Annotated in this window: 14 protein-coding genes; 6 read left to right on the top strand and 8 right to left on the bottom strand. The window is 69.2% G+C overall.

Annotation, left to right across the window (positions count from 1 at the left end; all coding sequences use genetic code 11):
• Positions 1-54: 54 nt before the first annotated feature.
• The gene (locus ACIP6N_RS27065) at positions 55-1050 is read left to right on the top strand and encodes an aldo/keto reductase (protein WP_401819771.1); all 996 of its coding nucleotides are present in this window, start codon (positions 55-57) and stop codon (positions 1048-1050) included.
• Between the two features lie 151 nt (positions 1051-1201).
• Here the strand turns inward: ACIP6N_RS27065 and ACIP6N_RS27060 are convergent, their stop codons facing one another.
• The 3 genes from ACIP6N_RS27060 to ACIP6N_RS27050 all read right to left on the bottom strand — a co-directional run bounded on the left by ACIP6N_RS27060 (position 1202) and on the right by ACIP6N_RS27050 (position 3977).
• Entirely contained in the window at positions 1202-2941 is a 1740-nt protein-coding gene (locus tag ACIP6N_RS27060) for a methylmalonyl-CoA mutase (RefSeq protein ID WP_401819769.1), read from the bottom strand.
• Between the two features lie 119 nt (positions 2942-3060).
• Complete coding sequence (locus ACIP6N_RS27055) at positions 3061-3399, bottom strand: DUF3817 domain-containing protein (protein WP_401819768.1); 339 nt, start codon at positions 3397-3399, stop codon at positions 3061-3063.
• A gap of 68 nt (positions 3400-3467) precedes the next feature.
• On the bottom strand, positions 3468-3977 hold the full coding sequence (locus ACIP6N_RS27050; protein WP_401819766.1) for a MarR family winged helix-turn-helix transcriptional regulator: 510 nt from the start codon (positions 3975-3977) through the stop codon (positions 3468-3470).
• A 287-nt stretch (positions 3978-4264) separates the two neighbouring features.
• Here ACIP6N_RS27050 and ACIP6N_RS27045 point away from each other — a divergent pair, with 287 nt between their 5' ends.
• Complete coding sequence (locus ACIP6N_RS27045; protein WP_401819764.1) at positions 4265-5293, top strand: glycoside hydrolase family 6 protein; 1029 nt, start codon at positions 4265-4267, stop codon at positions 5291-5293.
• A gap of 48 nt (positions 5294-5341) precedes the next feature.
• On the opposite strand, the gene ACIP6N_RS27040 is transcribed toward ACIP6N_RS27045, so the two are convergent.
• The 4 genes from ACIP6N_RS27040 to ACIP6N_RS27025 form a co-directional block, all read right to left on the bottom strand.
• Complete coding sequence (locus ACIP6N_RS27040; protein WP_401819762.1) at positions 5342-7321, bottom strand: galactose oxidase-like domain-containing protein; 1980 nt, start codon at positions 7319-7321, stop codon at positions 5342-5344.
• Positions 7322-7324: 3 nt separating this feature from the next.
• Positions 7325-9031 (bottom strand): glycosyltransferase family 2 protein, encoded by a 1707-nt coding sequence (locus ACIP6N_RS27035; RefSeq protein WP_401819906.1) that lies wholly within the window; start codon positions 9029-9031, stop codon positions 7325-7327.
• A 206-nt stretch (positions 9032-9237) separates the two neighbouring features.
• Positions 9238-9543, bottom strand: a complete 306-nt coding sequence (locus ACIP6N_RS27030; protein ID WP_401819760.1) for an MTH1187 family thiamine-binding protein — start codon at positions 9541-9543, stop codon at positions 9238-9240.
• Positions 9540-9884 (bottom strand): DUF3817 domain-containing protein, encoded by a 345-nt coding sequence (locus tag ACIP6N_RS27025; protein WP_401819757.1) that lies wholly within the window; start codon positions 9882-9884, stop codon positions 9540-9542. The genes ACIP6N_RS27030 and ACIP6N_RS27025 overlap by 4 nt, the downstream gene beginning before the upstream one ends.
• Before the next feature lie 152 nt (positions 9885-10036).
• Between ACIP6N_RS27025 and ACIP6N_RS27020 the strand changes: the two genes are divergently transcribed.
• From ACIP6N_RS27020 to ACIP6N_RS27005, 4 genes are all read left to right on the top strand, one after another.
• The gene (locus tag ACIP6N_RS27020) at positions 10037-10717 is read left to right on the top strand and encodes an AIM24 family protein (protein WP_401819755.1); all 681 of its coding nucleotides are present in this window, start codon (positions 10037-10039) and stop codon (positions 10715-10717) included.
• Positions 10717-11367, top strand: a complete 651-nt coding sequence (locus ACIP6N_RS27015; protein WP_401819753.1) for an AIM24 family protein — start codon at positions 10717-10719, stop codon at positions 11365-11367. The genes ACIP6N_RS27020 and ACIP6N_RS27015 overlap by 1 nt, the downstream gene beginning before the upstream one ends.
• Complete coding sequence (locus ACIP6N_RS27010) at positions 11364-12161, top strand: AIM24 family protein (protein WP_401819751.1); 798 nt, start codon at positions 11364-11366, stop codon at positions 12159-12161. The genes ACIP6N_RS27015 and ACIP6N_RS27010 overlap by 4 nt, the downstream gene beginning before the upstream one ends.
• A gap of 114 nt (positions 12162-12275) precedes the next feature.
• Positions 12276-12752, top strand: coding sequence for a MarR family winged helix-turn-helix transcriptional regulator (locus tag ACIP6N_RS27005; RefSeq protein ID WP_401819749.1), 477 nt, complete (start codon positions 12276-12278; stop codon positions 12750-12752).
• Positions 12753-12883: 131 nt separating this feature from the next.
• Here the strand turns inward: ACIP6N_RS27005 and rph are convergent, their stop codons facing one another.
• The gene (gene rph / locus ACIP6N_RS27000) at positions 12884-15511 is read right to left on the bottom strand and encodes a rifamycin-inactivating phosphotransferase (RefSeq protein ID WP_401819747.1); all 2628 of its coding nucleotides are present in this window, start codon (positions 15509-15511) and stop codon (positions 12884-12886) included.
• Between the last annotated feature and the right edge of the window lie 24 nt (positions 15512-15535).

The following is a 15535-nucleotide window of genomic DNA, read 5'->3' as shown; positions in this document are numbered from 1 at the left end:
AAGGTGGGTGACAGACCGACCGCAGGTGACAGACCGACCACGAAGGAGAACGCGATGCGCAAACGCACCCTGGGAAGTACCGGCCCTGCCGTTTCCGCGCTGGGACTGGGCGCGATGGGCATGTCGGGCGCCTACGGCGAGGCCGACCGCGCGGAGAGTATCGCCACCGTGCACGCCGCGCTGGACGCCGGCGTCACCCTGATCGACACGGGCGACTTCTACGCCATGGGCCACAACGAACTGCTGCTCGCCGAGGCCCTGCGTGGCCGGGACCGGGACAGTTACCAGCTGAGCGTCAAGTTCGGCATGCTGCGGGGACCGGGCCCGGCGTTCGGCGGGAGTGACGGCCGGCCCGAGGCGGTGAAGAACTTCCTGGCCTATTCGCTGACCCGGCTGGGCACCGACCACATCGACATCTACCGTCCCGCCCGGCGGGACCCCGCGGTGCCGATCGAGGAGACGGTGGGCGCGATCAAGGAGATGATCGACGCCGGGTACGTGCGCCACCTCGGCCTCTCGGAGGTCGACGCGGCGACGATCCGCCGGGCGCATGCCGTGCACCCGGTCGCCGACCTGCAGATCGAGTACTCGCTGATCTCGCGTGCGGTGGAGACGGAGGTGCTGCCCGCGCTGCGGGAACTCGGCATCGGCCTGACCGCTTACGGCGTCCTCAGCCGCGGCCTGATCTCCGGGCACTGGTCCGCCGGCCGCGTCACGGGCCCCGGTGACCTCCGCGGTGTCAGTCCGCGGTTCTCCGGCGGGAACGTGGAGCACAACCTCACCCTGGTGGAGGCGCTGCGCAGGGTCGCGGAGGCCAAGGGGTGCACCGTCGCCCAGCTGGCCATCGCCTGGGTGGCCGCGCAGGGGGACGACATCGTGCCGCTGGTCGGTGCTCGTACGCGCGAGCGGCTGGCGGAGGCGCTGCCCGCGACCGAGCTGGACCTCTCGGCGGACGACCTCGCCGAGATCGACAAGGCGGTGCCGCCGGGCGCGGCACGCGGCGACCGGTACCCGTCCGCGTTCATGTCGGGCCTCGGCGTGGGGAACTGAGCCCCACCCCGCCCTCACGGACGGCCATCGGTACGGACGCGAAACCCGGCGGGCCCGGAAGCCCGCCGGGCCCGGCCACGAGCGCCCGGCACGTCCAGCCCGGCACGGGCCCAACCCCGCACATCCGGCCCGGAGCCTCAGCCCGCCGCGCTCAGAAGCCCGGCGGCTCCGTGTACGTGCCCCACTCGTCCCGCAGCACCCCGCAGATCTCGCCGAGCGTCGCCTCCGCGCGTACCGCGTCCAGCATCGGGGCGATCATGTTCGAGCCGTCCCTGGCCGCCGCCAGCATCGCGTCCAGCGCCGTGCGGACCTCGGCGTCGTCGCGTACGCCCCTGCGCTCCGCGAGCGTGCGGACCTGGTCGCGCTCGACCTCGTGGCTCACGCGCAGGATCTCCAGGTCGCCGGTGACCGAGCCGTGGTGGACGTTGACGCCGACGACCCGCTTGTCGCCCTTCTCCAGGGAGCGCTGGTACTGGAAGGCGGACTCGGCGATCTCGCCGGTGAACCAGCCGTCCTCGATCCCGCGCAGGATGCCCGACGTCATCGGGCCGATGGGGTGCCGCCCGTCCGGGTGGGCCCGCAGCCCGCGCTCCTTGATCTGCTCGAAGATCTTCTCGGCGTCCGCCTCGATCCGGTCGGTCAGCTGCTCCACGAACCACGATCCGCCGAGCGGGTCCGCCACATTGGCGACGCCGGTCTCCTCCATCAGCACCTGCTGCGTGCGCAGCGCGATCTCCGCGGCCTGCTCGCTGGGCAGGGCGAGGGTCTCGTCGAGCGCGTTGGTGTGCAGCGAGTTCGTACCGCCGAGGACGGCCGCCAGGGCCTCCACCGCGGTCCGTACGACGTTGTTGTACGGCTGCTGCGCGGTCAGGGAGACCCCCGCCGTCTGGGTGTGGAAGCGCAGCCACTGCGCCTTGTCCGTGGTGGCGCCGTACACCTCCTTCATCCAGCGCGCCCAGATCCGGCGGGCCGCGCGGAACTTGGCGATCTCCTCGAAGAAGTCGAGGTGCGCGTCGAAGAAGAAGGAGAGGCCGGGGGCGAAGACGTCCACGTCCATACCGCGGCTGAGGCCGAGTTCGACGTAGCCGAAGCCGTCGGCGAGGGTGTACGCCAGCTCCTGCGCGGCCGTGGAACCGGCTTCGCGGATGTGGTACCCGGAGACGGAGAGCGGCTTGTAGGCGGGGATGGAGCGCGCGCAGTGCTCCATCAGGTCGCCGATCAGGCGCAGGTGCGGCTCGGGCTGGAAAAGCCACTCCTTCTGCGCGATGTACTCCTTGAAGATGTCGGTCTGGAGCGTGCCGTTCAGTACGGCGGGGTCCACGCCCTGCCGTTCGGCCGCGACCAGGTACATGCAGAAGACCGGGACCGCGGGACCGCTGATGGTCATGGACGTGGTGACGTCACCGAGCGGGATGTCGCCGAACAGGATCTCCATGTCGGCGGCCGAGTCGATGGCGACACCGCAGTGGCCGACCTCGCCGAGCGCGCGCGGGTCGTCGGAGTCGCGGCCCATGAGCGTCGGCATGTCGAAGGCGACGGAGAGCCCGCCGCCGCCGTTGGCCAGGATGGTCTTGTAGCGCTCATTGGTCTGCCGGGCGTTGCCGAACCCGGCGAACTGCCGGATGGTCCAGGTCCTGCCGCGGTAGCCGGTGGGGTGGAGTCCGCGGGTGTACGGGTATTCGCCGGGCCAGCCGATCCGCTCGAAACCCTCGTACGTGTCACCGGGCCGCGGCCCGTAGACGGGCTCCACGGGGTCGCCGGAGAGCGTGCTGAAGTCCGCGTCACGCTTGCGGGCCTTGTCGTAACGGGTCTGCCAGCGGGCGCGGCCCGCCTCGATGGCCTCCGGGCCGCTGCCGTCCACGTTTCTGCCGTCCTTGCCTGAACCGTCCATACAGTCGAATTTACTAGGACGTCCAAGTAAATGTCGATGGCTGACCGCCGCGAGTCATATACGCGGCGGTATCAGCGGTGATATCGACAGTGGGTGTCGGTGGAGCGGTGGAGCGGCTGTCACGCCTTGACGGGCACCGGGTCCCGGTCGGCGATCCGGGCTTCCAGCTCACTGGAGACCTTGCGCTCGACGAAGAAGGCAGCGGTCGGGATGGTCCCGGCCAGCAGGACCCAGAGCTGCTTGCCGACCGGCCACTTCGCCTTGGAGCCGAGATCGAAGGCGAAAGCCAGGTAGACGATGTAGAGCCAGCCGTGCGCGATGCCGACGATCTGCACGAAGCTCGCGGCTCCGTCCATGTCCAGCAGGTACTTGGCGATGACGCCCAGGGTCAGCAGGACAAGCAGCACGCCCGTGACGTACGCCATGACCCGGTAGCGGGTCAGTACGCTTCGTTTCATAGCGATGAGCGTAACGGCCCGTTGTGGACGATCTTCGCCGGGGCCGCCCCTTCTCCGGCCCCGGCCGGCTACTTCTCCTCGAAGTCCTGGGCCGCGACGCGCAGCGGCCGCAGCATCGCGACGATCTCGTCGCACTCCTCCGCGTCGTACACCCCGAGCCCGAAGTCCATCTTCATCAGATCACGGGTGGCCGCCTCGACCACCTCGCGGCCCTTCTCCGTGATGGCGGCGAGCGTGCCGCGGCCGTCGTTGGGGTTGGGCCGCTTGCCGACCAGGCCGGAGCGCACCAGCCGGTCCACGGTGTTGGTGACCGAGGTCGGATGGACCATCAGCCGCTCACCGATCTTGGACATCGGCAGCTCACCGGCCTTGGAGAAGGTGAGCAGCACCAGCGCCTCATATCTGGCGAAGGTCAGTCCGTACGGTTTGACCACGGCGTCGACCTCGCCGAGCAGGATCTGCTGCGCGCGCATGATCGAGGTGATCGCGCCCATGGAAGGGACGGGTCCCCAGCGCTGCTGCCACAGTTCGTCGGCGCGTGCGATCGGGTCGAAGGGAAGGCTGAGCGGCTTTGACACAACACCGAGCCTACCGACCGGTCATATGTTGGTCAGCCCCGTCTCGGACTTCGGTCCGATCGGTCCGACGTGCAGGACAGGACGGCCGCGAGCCCTGCGGAGGGGCGAGCGGCGACGGCGTCACATCTCCGTCACTCCCGGTGTCGCACCCCGGTCCTGAATGCCTGTTATGTAACGATAAGCCGATTCCGTCAGTCATGATCCCGCCGTCACCCGGTCGTCGTTCGGACGTCTCCGTCGTCGTTCAGGACGCTTCCAGGGGGACCCTTCAAGGGCAAGGGGGCTGGATGTCCGGCCGCAGAGCGTTCCGTCCGTGCGTCGCCGCCGTGTGCGCAGTGGCCCTGGCCGGCTGCGCCTCTCCCCCGTCCCCCTCCGGGCCCCGCGCGTCCGACCCCGCGGCGTCCGCGATCCGGGGCGAGGCCGCCCCCACCGCCGCCTCGCCGTTCTGGACCGATCCGGACAGCGACGCGGCGCGGCAGGTCAAGGCGTGGGAGTCGCAGGGCCGCGACGCCGATGCCAAGGCCCTCCGGCGGATCTCCGAGCGGCCGGTGGCCGACTGGCCGCCCGCCGACAACCCCGTACCGGTGATCCAGCGGGCCGCCCGGGGCGCGGCGGCCGCCAAACGCACGGTGGTGCTGGTCGCGTACAACATCCCGCACCGCGACTGCGGGCTCTACTCGGCGGGCGGCGCCCCCGACGCGCAGTCGTACCGTGACTGGATCGACCGCTTCGCGGGCGCGATCGGTGACACCCGGGCCGTGGTGGTCCTCGAACCGGACGCGGTGCCGCACATCGCCGACGGCTGTACGCCCGCCCAGCACCAGGACGAGCGGATCCAGCTGCTGTCGGAGGCGATCGGCAGGCTGAAGCGGCAGCCGCACACGAAGGTCTATCTGGACGCGGGCAACCCGGCCTGGATCTCCGACCCGGCCAAGGTGGCGGAGCCGCTGCGGCGGGCCGGGATCAACGCGGCGGACGGCTTCTCGCTCAACGTCTCCAACTTCCAGAAGAACCCGGCGGTCGAGGCGTTCGGCACCCGGCTCTCCGGCCTGCTCGGCGACAACGTGCACTTCGTCGTGGACACGAGCCGCAACGGCGCGGGCCCGCTGCCCGGCGGCCGTGCGCAGGCGTGGTGCAACCCGCCCGGCCGCGCGCTGGGTACGCCGCCGACCACCACCACCGGCAACGAGCTGCTGGACGCCTACCTGTGGATCAAGCGCCCCGGCCAGTCCGACGGCACCTGCCGGGGCGGCCCGGCGGCCGGCACGTGGTGGCCGTCCTACGCCCTGGGACTGGCCCGCAGGGCGAAGGGCTGAGGAGCGGCGGGCCCCGGCCCGCCGCTCCCCGTGGATTCCCCGCGCCCGTTACTCCACGTGGATCCACTTCGCCTCTGACGGAACACCCGCCACGTTCGTCACGAACAGCATGTACCAGCCCGGCGGCACCAGCGTCCGGTCCGTCGGGACGTCCACGGTCACCGAGTCCTTGTCGGTGGAGAGCGTCAGCTCGATCGAGCGCTGCTCGACATCCGTGGAGTGCGTGACGGCGCTCGGCCGCATCAGCCGTGCCTTGACGATCTTGTCGGGGTTCGATGCCTTGAAGGTCGCCCGGCCGTTCTGGTCCAGCTCGTCCGGGCCCTCCCCCAGCGCGGGGCGGTTCGCCTTCTTGCCCTTGTCGCCGTGCAGGTACGGCGGGGTGAAGATCTCCACGCGCTGCTCGAACGTCCCGAGCTTGGTGTTGTCCGCGTCGGAGTAGAGCGGGTCCGAACCGAAGCTCGCCACGCGGCCGTCCGGCAGCAGCAGCGCCTCCGAATGGTAGTTGCGCCCGACGGTGGGATCGGCCGCCGCGCGGAAGGTGTTCTTCTTCGCGTCGTAGAACTGCGCCTTGAGGACGTCGCTGGCGTTGCGCCCCCGGTAGTCCGAGGACCCGCCGGTGGTGAACACGGAGTCGTCCGGCATCAGCACACTGCTCAGATACCGCGTGCCCTGCGGCAGATCGGGCCCCTTCCGGAAGGACGGGCTGTCCTTCTTCAGGTCGACGATCCCGGTGCGCGGTGTGGACCTGGACGACTCACCGACACCGCCGCCGCCCAGGATCATCACCTTCTGGTCCTGTACGGGAGGCAGCATCAGCGAGGACGAGGTCTCGGTCGCGTCCGCGTCGGTGAGTCCGCCGACCTTGGTGAACGTGTTGTTCCTGACGTCCCACAGACCGGGCTGGCGGCCCTTGTCCTTGGGCCCGTACCCGGCGTTGGAGCCGGAGTAGAACAGCTTCCCGCCCTTGGTGAGGAAGAGCGCGGGGTACGTCGGGAAGTAACGGGTGGGCCCCTTCGACCACTTCTTGGTGACCGGGTCGTAGATCTCGTTGTCGCCGGTGAGTACGGCGCCGACGTCGTCGAGGCCGGAGACCGCGAGCACCCTGCCGTCGTCCAGGCCGACCAGCGTCGGGTACCAGCGGGCCTCCTTCATCGGGTCCACCCGCACGTACTTCTCGGCCTTCGGGTCGAATTCGTACGCCGCCTTGATGCCCTGGAAGTCCTGCTTCTCCGTGGTGATCTTCTCCGCGAGGCCGTACTGGTTGTCCGCGTCCTTGCCCTTGAGTCCGACGATCTCGTACTGCGCGGCCTCCGTCGTCAGCGCCTGCGGGCCCTTCTCGACGGCCTCCACGAAGACCCGGGCCTCGCCCGCCGTCACCTTCGTCTTCCAGGGCAGCATCCGGCCGCTGCTGGCGTAGTCGACCTTGAACTTCTTCTTCGCCCTGGGGACCTTGACGTCGAACTTGCTGACGTACTCGATGCCGGAGGGCGAGCGGAAGAGGGTGCCCTTCTTGAACGTGACGGCCTTGTCCGGGTCCTCGTTCTTGACCCGCATCCCGCCGCCGGCCTTGGTGACCTTGCCGTCGAGGACCTCGTAGCGCGCCGTGCCGCCCGCCACCAGCATCCGCCCGTCGGGCAGTTGGGAGTGGCCGGAGCAGAAGAAGTCCTCAGGGGTCGTTATCTTCTTGAAGGTGTTGTCGGCCGGGTTCCAGAGGATGGTCTCGAACGTCCCCTTGTCGAACTTCTTCTGGTTGTTGCCGGAGCCGGCGATGAGCAGGACCTTGCCGGTGTGCAGCAGGGCCGCGTGGATCGCGTTGGTGCGGTACTGCTTCGGGACGTCGAGGACCGACCAGGAGCCGTACTTCTGCTGGTAGTCCGGCTGGGCGATCTTGTACGCGTGGTACTTCTCGCTCGCGAAGGACGCCGCGGCCGGGGCGTTGAGGCCCACGAGCACCACCAGCGCTCCGCCACCGAGCACGGTCTTCTTGAGTTTTCCGGTGGGACGGTAACGGTACGAGAGGTGTGCCATGGCTCAGTGCCCTCCTGTCGTCGTCGTGGCCAGGGCCGGCTCGGGTTCCTCGCCCGCCGCCGGAATGCTGATCGCCGTGTGCCGCTCCCCGCGCCCGCGCCATGCGGTCCAGCGCCAGACCGCCACCGGGGACAGGGCGATGACCAGGGCCAGCAGGGCCCAGATACGCATCGCCGCGTGCGTGTGGCCGAGGCACACCGACGCGAGCAGCGAGACGACCAGGACGGCGGCCCAGAACAGATGGATGCGGAAGGTGGCGGCCCGGTCGGGGCTGGCCTCGCCGCCCTTGGGCGTGACGACGAAGCTGCCGTTGGTGCGCATGAGCGCGGAGCCCAGCGACTTGAGGTAGATGGGCGCGGAGAGCGCGGACATCGCCATGCCGGCGAGACCGCCCGAGCCGTCGGGTTCGTGCGGCGAGACGTTGTGCCTGCGGTTCCAGAGGTACAGCCCGATCTGGAACGCGGCGGCGTCGCTGTAGAGCATCAGCAGGACCTGCGAGGAGACCTGCGTCCCGGAGGCGCCGAGCCACAGGAACAGGACACAACTGAGAATGCCGAGGAACCAGTTGACGGCCGTCATGGGGTAGTAGACGAGCATCAGCGTGTAGCTGAGCAGCCGGCCGGGCGGCACCCGGAAGGGCGCCTTCCAGAACTGCTTGATGAGCGTCTCGTACGTGCCGCGTGACCAGCGCAGCTGCTGGGTGAAGAAGTCGGTCCAGGAGGCCGGTCCCTCGCCGACCGCGAGCACGTCCGGGGTGTAGACGGAGCGCCAGAAGCGGCCGGTGAGCGGGTTCTTCCTGCGGTGGAGTTCGAAGCCGGTGGCCATGTCCTCGGTGATCGAGTCGTACAGGCCGCCGATCTGCTTGACCGCCCTGATGCGCACGACGTTGTTGGTGCCGACGAACATCGGGGCGTGGTAGCGGTTCCCGGCCCGCTGGATCAGCGCGTGGAAGAGGAACTGCTGCGATTCGGCCGCCTTGGTCACGGGCGAGGTGTAGTTGCCGTACACCTGTGGTCCCACGACGAAGGCGACGTCCGAGTCACGGAAGTAACCCATCATCCGTTCGAGGAAGTTGGGCAGCGGTACGTGGTCCGTGTCGACGGAGGCGAAGAAGTCGTACTCGTCGCCGTGCATGGCGAGCCAGGCGTTGTAGTTGCCGTGCTTGGTCCTGGCCTTGTGCACGCCCTTCTCGCGGTTCCACTCGGGCACGCCCTTGCGGGTGAAGTGACGTACCCCCAGCTCCTCGCAGAGCGCCCGGGCTCCCGCGTCGTTCCCCTCGTCGAGGAGCCAGACGTCGAGCGGACCGCTGTGCCGCAGCCGGACCGCGCCCTCCAGGGTGGCGCGCACCATCGCGAGCGGTTCCTTGCCGGGGACGTACGTGGTGAGGAAGGCGACGCGGGTGCCGGTCTCGGCGGGGACGGGGATCGGGTCCCTGGCGACGAGGGTGGCGTGGGCGACCGAGGTCACGTTCACGAGCATGAAGAAGGCGATCAGGCCGATCGACACGAGCATCACGTGGTCGAAAGCGATCAGCCAGCGGTCGCCGCCCTCGCGCACGGTCCTGTGCGACGGCCAGATCAGATAGACCATCAGGACGCCGGACAGCAGCGGCGCCAGGCCCATCAGGAGGACCGCTCTTATTCGGTGGGGCTCCTGCGAGAGCAGACTCCGGTAACGCACCCGGTAGGTCGCCGCCTGGTCCGGCTCCATGAGCGGACCGGCCAGGCAGCTGTGGGTGTCGTAGTCGTAGCCTTCCGGCTGCCGCACGATTCCTCCAGCTGTTGCACTCGGTCGATATCCCCACAGAAGGGGACATGGACCTGCGTGTCGACTGGAGTCGTCCGACTGAGCGTCATCAAGCTCGCCGGTTAACGCGTACGGGGGAGTAACCGGGCGGACGGCGGCCGGGCGGCGGACTACCGCGCGGGGCCGCCGGAGAGGTGGCGCTCGACCGTCTCGACCTTGGAGGTGAGGCCGTCCGTGACGCCGGCCCTGATGTCGGCCTTGAGGACGAGGGACACGCGCGAGGAGCGGGCCTCGACAGCGGCGACGGCGCGTTTCACGACGTCCATCACCTCGTCCCACTCGCCCTCGATAGAGGTGAACATGGCGTCGGTGCGGTTCGGCAGGCCGGACTCGCGGACGATGCGGACGGCGTCGGCGACGTACTCACCGACGTCCTCACCCACACCCACCGGGGACACGGAGAAGGCGATGATCATGCGTTGACCGTACCTTCACGCCGGGCGCGGGAGGCGATGACCGCGTCCTGCGAGGCGCGCCGCAGCTTGCGCTCGGCGAAGAATCCGCCGGTCGGCAGCACCGAGAGGACGAAATAGAGGGCGGCGATACCGAGTCCCCAGCGGGCGCGGCGCCAGGCGTCCGCCCAGAAGATCACGTACAGCACGAAGAGCAGGCCGTGGACCATGCCCATCACCGGGACCGCGTTGAAGTCCGTCGTGCGCTTGAGCACCGAGCAGACGAGCAGCAGCAGGAAGGACACCGCCTCGGGGCCGGAGACCAGGCGGAGTCGGTGGAGGGCGGATGCGGTCTTGATGTCCACGAGGCAGGCACCTTCGTCATCGGGAGGAGCGGCGCGATCTTGTGAATACGCGCACAAGCGGCTGTTTCATTGTGGCAGCCCGGTCCGGCGGGCGGTTCTCAGGGTCGGGTCGGGGTCCTTCCCGGGGTGGAGTCAGGGCCGGATCGATACGGATGGCTCTGTTCGCGCGGCGTGGCGCCGGTTACCGTCATGGCGTGGCTCAGTTCCGACTGCAAGGCAGCAAGGTGCTCGCCGTCGACATGACAGGCGACTCCGTCAAAGCGAAAAACGGCTCGATGGTCGCGTACGACGGCCAGATGGCCTTCAAGAAGATGACCGGCGGCGGTGACGGTCTGCGCGGGATGGTGACGCGCCGCATCACCGGCGAGCAGCTGACCGTGATGGAGGTGAAAGGCCAGGGCACCTGCTTTTTCGCGGACCGGGCGAGCGAGATCAATCTCGTCTCACTGGCCGGCGACAAGCTGTACGTCGAGGCCAGCAACCTCCTGTGCACGGACGCGGCGCTGCGCACCGGCACGTCGTTCACCGGACTGCGGGGCGGCGCGAGCGGCAACGGTCTGTTCACGACGACCGTCGAGGGCACCGGTCAGGCGGCGATCATGTCGGACGGCCCCGCGGTGATCCTGCGCGTGACGCCGCAGTACCCGCTGTCCGTCGACCCCGGCGCGTACATCGCGCATCAGGGACGGCTCCAGCAGAGCTTCCAGTCCGGGGTGAACTTCCGGACGCTGATGGGCGAGGGCTCCGGCGAGTCCTTCCAGATCCGCTTCGAGGGCGACGGGCTCGTGTACGTGCAGCCGAGCGAGCGGAACACGATCGGGGGTGACGTCTGATGCCGTTCCGTGAGGTCAGCTCGAAGATGGTCGAGGCGACGATCGCGCCGGGCCAGAAGCTGTTCAGCCAGCGCGGCGCGATGCTGGCGTACCGCGGTGACGTCAGTTTCACGCCGAACATCCAGGGCGGCCAGGGCGGCCTGATGTCGATGATCGGCCGGCGCGTCGCCAACGAGGCGACGCCGCTGATGACGGTCGAGGGCAGCGGCACGGTGATGTTCGGTCACGGCGGCCACCACATCCAGGTCATCAGCCTGACCGGCGAGACCCTGTACGTGGAGGCCGACCGGATGCTCGCGTTCGACGGAACCCTCCAGCAGGGCACGATGTTCATGGGTTCGCAGGGCGGCGTGATGGGCATGGTGCGCGGGCAGGTGACGGGCCAGGGCCTGTTCACCACGACGCTCAAGGGCCATGGCGCGGTCGCGGTGATGGCGCACGGCGGGGTGATCGAGGTACCGATCACCCCTGGCCGCGATGTCCATGTGGATCCACAGGCGTACGTCGCCCACCACGGCGAGGTGCGCAACAAGCTCTCCACGGCGCTCGGCTGGCGCGAGATGGTGGGGCGCGGCTCGGGCGAGGCGTTCCAGCTGGAGCTGAGCGGCAGCGGTGCGGTGTACGTCCAGGCGTCGGAGGAGAAGCTGTGAGCGCGCCCGTGATCTTTGACCCGATGACGCTGCCGAGCGACGACAACGTCAATCCGTACACCTTCTGCGTGGAGCTGAGCGGAAGCCAGTGGTTCCTGCAGAAGGGCAAGATGATCGCCTACTACGGGCGGATCGACTTCAACGGGATCGGCCACGGCCGGTTCGAGCGCCTGGTGCGCACCAGCTTCCATTCGCCGCTGCACGCGAGCGACTGGGTGGTGGCGGAGGGCAACGGCAAGATGCTGCTGGCCGACCGGGCGTTCGACGTCAACTCGTACGACCTGGAAGACGGCAATCTGACGATCCGCTCCGGCAATCTGCTGGCGTATCAGCCGACGCTGGCGCTCAAGCAGTCGATCGTGCCGGGCTTTCTGACCCTGATCGGTACGGGGAAGTTCGTGGCGGCGTCCAACGGCGAAGTGGTCTTCATGGAACCACCGATCCGGGTGGACCCGCAGGCCCTGGTGGGCTGGTCCGACTGCCCGTCCCCTTGCCACCACTACGATCACGGCTACATGACCGGACTGCTGGGCGGCCTGCGTGCGATGACGGGGATCGGCGGAGCGTCCGGCGAGGAGCATCAGTTCGAATTCGTCGGCGCCGGTACGGTGCTGCTCCAGTCGACCGAGGTACTGATGGCCGAGCAGGCGACGGGAGCGGTGCCGCAGGAGCCGGGAGTGCCGGGCGGTGGCGGGCCCGGACAGCAGGGCGGCATGGGTGGCACGGGTGGCATGGGCGGGGTGCCGCGGATGCCGGGGCAGCTGGGAGATCTTCAGCGGCGCTTCGGCCTGTGAGCGCTTGTCTGCGGAGTGTAATGTCGAACATTCGCACGCTTCCCGTGGATGACGAACACCGTGCGACCGCAGATAATATTGTCCACTTTTCAACTTCTTAGGTAGAATCCCCTCATGGAGACCGACACCGCCACCCGCTGGCTGACCGCCGCGGAGCAGCGCGCCTGGCGCACGCATCTGGATGTCAGCAGGCTGCTCACGCACCAGCTGGAAAGAGACCTTCAGCCGTTCGGCCTGACCATAAACGACTACGAGATCCTGGTGAACCTCTCGGAGTCGGAGGACCGGCGGATGCGGATGAGTGACCTCGCCGCGGCCACACTCCAGTCCAAGAGCCGCCTCTCCCACCAGATCACCCGCCTGGAGAACGCGGGCCTGGTGGTCAGGGAACACTGCGAGTCCGACCGCCGGGGTCTTTTCGCGGTCGTGACGGACCTGGGCATGGAGACCATGCAGAAGGTCTCCCCGCACCACGTCGCGTCCGTACGCGCGCACTTCATCGACCTGCTCTCCCCGGAAGCCCTGGCCGAGCTGCACACGTCGCTGGCCCCGATCGCGGACCACCTGCGCGACTGCCGGGGCAAGGCCTAGGTTGTCCGGCCCGTGGGGTGGGCGACGGTGATCACGGCCAGGTGATCTCGAACGAGTGACGTCCTGGTCTCCCTGGTCCGGTACGGCCGGTCACGGAGGTTCGTGACCGGCCGACGCTGACTCGTGACCGGTCACGGCAGGATCTCGACGTACCCGCCGGTTCCGTGCACCCGGATCCGCTGCCCGTCCCGGATCAGCCGGGTGGCCCGGTCCACGCCCACGACGGTCGGCAGGCCGTACTCGCGGGCGATCACCGCGCCATGGGTCATCAGGCCGCCCACCTCCGTCACCAGGCCGGCGATTCCGACGAACAGCGGCGACCAGCTCGGGTCCGTGAAGGCCGTGACCAGGATGTCGCCCGCTTCGAGATCGGCGTCCGCCATGTCGAGGACGACGCGGGCCCGCCCCTCGACGGTCCCGGCGGAAACCGGCAGGCCGATCAGTGCGCCGGCCGGCACGTCGTCGCGCCGGTACGCCCCCGTGACGGCCTCGCCGTCCGAGGTGAGCACCCGGGGCGGGGTGAGCGCGTGGTACGACCGGAACGCGTCCTTGCGCCGCCGGATGAGCTGTTCGTCGAGCCGGTTCGAGCGCACGACGTCGTGGAGTTCCTGGAACGTGAGGTAGAAGACGTCCTCCTTCTCCGGAAGCACGCCGGCCCGCACCAGGCGCTCGGCCTCCGCCAGCAGGGCCTGCTTGTAGACGAAAGTGCGGCTGACGATTCCGTACTTCGGGTACTCCCGGTACCCGATGAACGTTCTGACCCGGTCGATCATCCGCTTGGTCTCGTCGGCCTTACGGTCCCCGTCCGGCAGGGCCCGCAGGCGTGACAGCACGTCCTGTTCCTTCTCCCGCGCCTTCTGCCGCCCCTCCTCGAAGCGCCGCTCGGCGGCGCCCGGTTCGAAGTTCCTGACGTTGTCGAGGATCACCGGCACGAGCGTGCTGGGGCGCTCGCGCCAACGCGGCCTCGTGATGTCGATCTCGCCGACGCAGCGCATGCCGTACCGGTCGAGGTAGCCCTCGATGGCGTCGCGCGCCCCGGTCCCGCCCGCGAGCTTCGCCAGCTCGTCCAGGAAGCCCTCGTCCCCGGCACCCTCGCGCCCGACGCCCCCGTTCCCGACGCCCCTCAGGAACGCCACGACCTCCGGATGCGGGCGGATCACGTCGGCGACGTCGAGCAGCGCGAGGCCCATTTCCGACGTGACGTTGTCGGGGGCGGACAGCGTGAGCGTGTCAGCCGCGCTCTTCTCGCCCAGCCACTCCAGCAGCTTGTCGTTGAGCCACCACGTGGCCTCCATCCCCGCCATGATCGCCTGGATGTTCAGCGGATCACCGAGGACTCGTTTGTGCTCCTCGAAGGCCTCCAGCAGGAAGTCGAACAGCTCCGGTCCGGTCTTCGTCCGGATGTCGCGCTCCAGGGCGGCGACGGACTCCTGGCTGCGCTCGATCAGCGCGGCGACGATGGCCGGATCGGTCTCGACCGGCGCGGACGCACCGCCGGCCGGCGGCCTGCCGGGACCCGCGTCCGGGAGCGAGGGGACGAGGTCGTCGCGGTCGAGGACGGTCTCCAGAGCGTCCCTGACCAGCGGATCGCCTTTGCCCATGACGTCCAGAAGACCGGCGCGGCTCGCGAGCGAGGCCAGGCGCCGGGTGACGTCGACGAACAGCCGCCCGCCGGCCTCGTGCATCGGCACCATGGCCGTCAGCTGCCACATGGAGAGCCCCAGGGGCTTCATGGCGTCGGTCATCATCTGCCCGTGCCCGACGGAGACGTAGACGTGATTCTCCTGGTCGCCGGTCTCGGGGACGGGGAACAGTGTGGTGATCGGCCGGCTCTGAACGATCTGGAAGCCGTCGTCGGCCAGGCACCATTCGATGTCCTGCGGCCGGCCGAAGTGGGCTTCGATCCGCCGACCGAGCCCCACGAGCCGCACGACCTGCTCATCCGTCAGCGCCGGCTGCTCCTGCCGCCCCGAATCGATCGCCACGTCCCGCGTACCGCCGGCCGGCAGGGCCTGAACGGCACGCTGTTTGGCGGCGATCGCCCTGGCGACGACTGCGCCGTCTCGCACCGTGAAGACGTCCGGGTTCACCAGGCCGGAGACCAGGGCCTCGCCCAGGCCGAAGCCCGCGTCGACGGTGGCGACCTTCCGGTTGCCCGTGACGGGGTCGGCCGTGAACAGGACGCCGGCCGCGTCCGGGAAGACCATCCGCTGCACGACCACGGCCATGCGGACCGCCCGGTGGTCGATGCCGCTCCGGCGTCGGTAGATCACGGCCCGCTCGGTGAACAGCGAGGCCCAGCACCGGCTGACATGCCGGAGGACCGCCGCAGGCCCCACGACGTTCAGGTACGTGTCCTGCTGACCGGCGAAGGAAGCGGTCGGCAGGTCCTCCGCCGTCGCACTGGACCGGACCGCGTACGCGGCCTGCTCGCCGAGCCGGGCGAGCGCGCGGGTGATCGGCGCCGCGAGATCGTCCGGGACGGCGATGCTCTCGATGGCCTCTCGGATCTCCGCGCTGAGCGTGCGGATTCCTTCCCGGTCGTCCGGGTCCAGGCGCGACAGCTGATCGAGCAGGTCGCCGATCGACGGCGCTTCCGCCAGCATCCGCCGGAAGGCGTCCGTCGTGACGCAGAAGCCGGCCGGCACGCTGATGCCGTCGATCCGCGACAGCGCGCCCAGCTGCGCGCCCTTGCCGCCGACGACCGCGACCCGTGTCTCGTCGACGTCACGGAGATCCCACACGTACCGCTCGGTCATCGCGACGCCTCCGTGGCGGTCGTG

Origin of the sequence: Streptomyces sp. NPDC088725, from assembly GCF_044751305.1 — a bacterium.
In the GTDB taxonomy this organism is placed as follows: Bacteria; Actinomycetota; Actinomycetes; order Streptomycetales; family Streptomycetaceae; genus Streptomyces.
Note: the sequence above shows the minus strand (reverse complement) of the source record. Positions and strands in the feature narration are given on the sequence as shown.

Excerpts from the sequence above, each read along its gene's own strand:
- ACIP6N_RS27065 (WP_401819771.1), top strand. The coding sequence starts at position 55 with ATGCGCAAACGCACCCTGGGAAGTACCGGCCCTGCCGTTTCCGCGCTG.
- ACIP6N_RS27060 (WP_401819769.1), bottom strand. The coding sequence starts at position 2,941 with ATGGACGGTTCAGGCAAGGACGGCAGAAACGTGGACGGCAGCGGCCCG.
- ACIP6N_RS27055 (WP_401819768.1), bottom strand. The coding sequence starts at position 3,399 with ATGAAACGAAGCGTACTGACCCGCTACCGGGTCATGGCGTACGTCACG.
- ACIP6N_RS27045 (WP_401819764.1), top strand. The coding sequence starts at position 4,265 with ATGTCCGGCCGCAGAGCGTTCCGTCCGTGCGTCGCCGCCGTGTGCGCA.
- ACIP6N_RS27040 (WP_401819762.1), bottom strand. The coding sequence starts at position 7,321 with ATGGCACACCTCTCGTACCGTTACCGTCCCACCGGAAAACTCAAGAAG.
- ACIP6N_RS27035 (WP_401819906.1), bottom strand. The coding sequence starts at position 9,031 with ATGGAGCCGGACCAGGCGGCGACCTACCGGGTGCGTTACCGGAGTCTG.
- ACIP6N_RS27030 (WP_401819760.1), bottom strand. The coding sequence starts at position 9,543 with ATGATCATCGCCTTCTCCGTGTCCCCGGTGGGTGTGGGTGAGGACGTC.
- ACIP6N_RS27020 (WP_401819755.1), top strand. The coding sequence starts at position 10,037 with ATGGCTCTGTTCGCGCGGCGTGGCGCCGGTTACCGTCATGGCGTGGCT.
- ACIP6N_RS27015 (WP_401819753.1), top strand. The coding sequence starts at position 10,717 with ATGCCGTTCCGTGAGGTCAGCTCGAAGATGGTCGAGGCGACGATCGCG.
- ACIP6N_RS27005 (WP_401819749.1), top strand. The coding sequence starts at position 12,276 with ATGGAGACCGACACCGCCACCCGCTGGCTGACCGCCGCGGAGCAGCGC.
- rph (WP_401819747.1), bottom strand. The coding sequence starts at position 15,511 with ATGACCGAGCGGTACGTGTGGGATCTCCGTGACGTCGACGAGACACGG.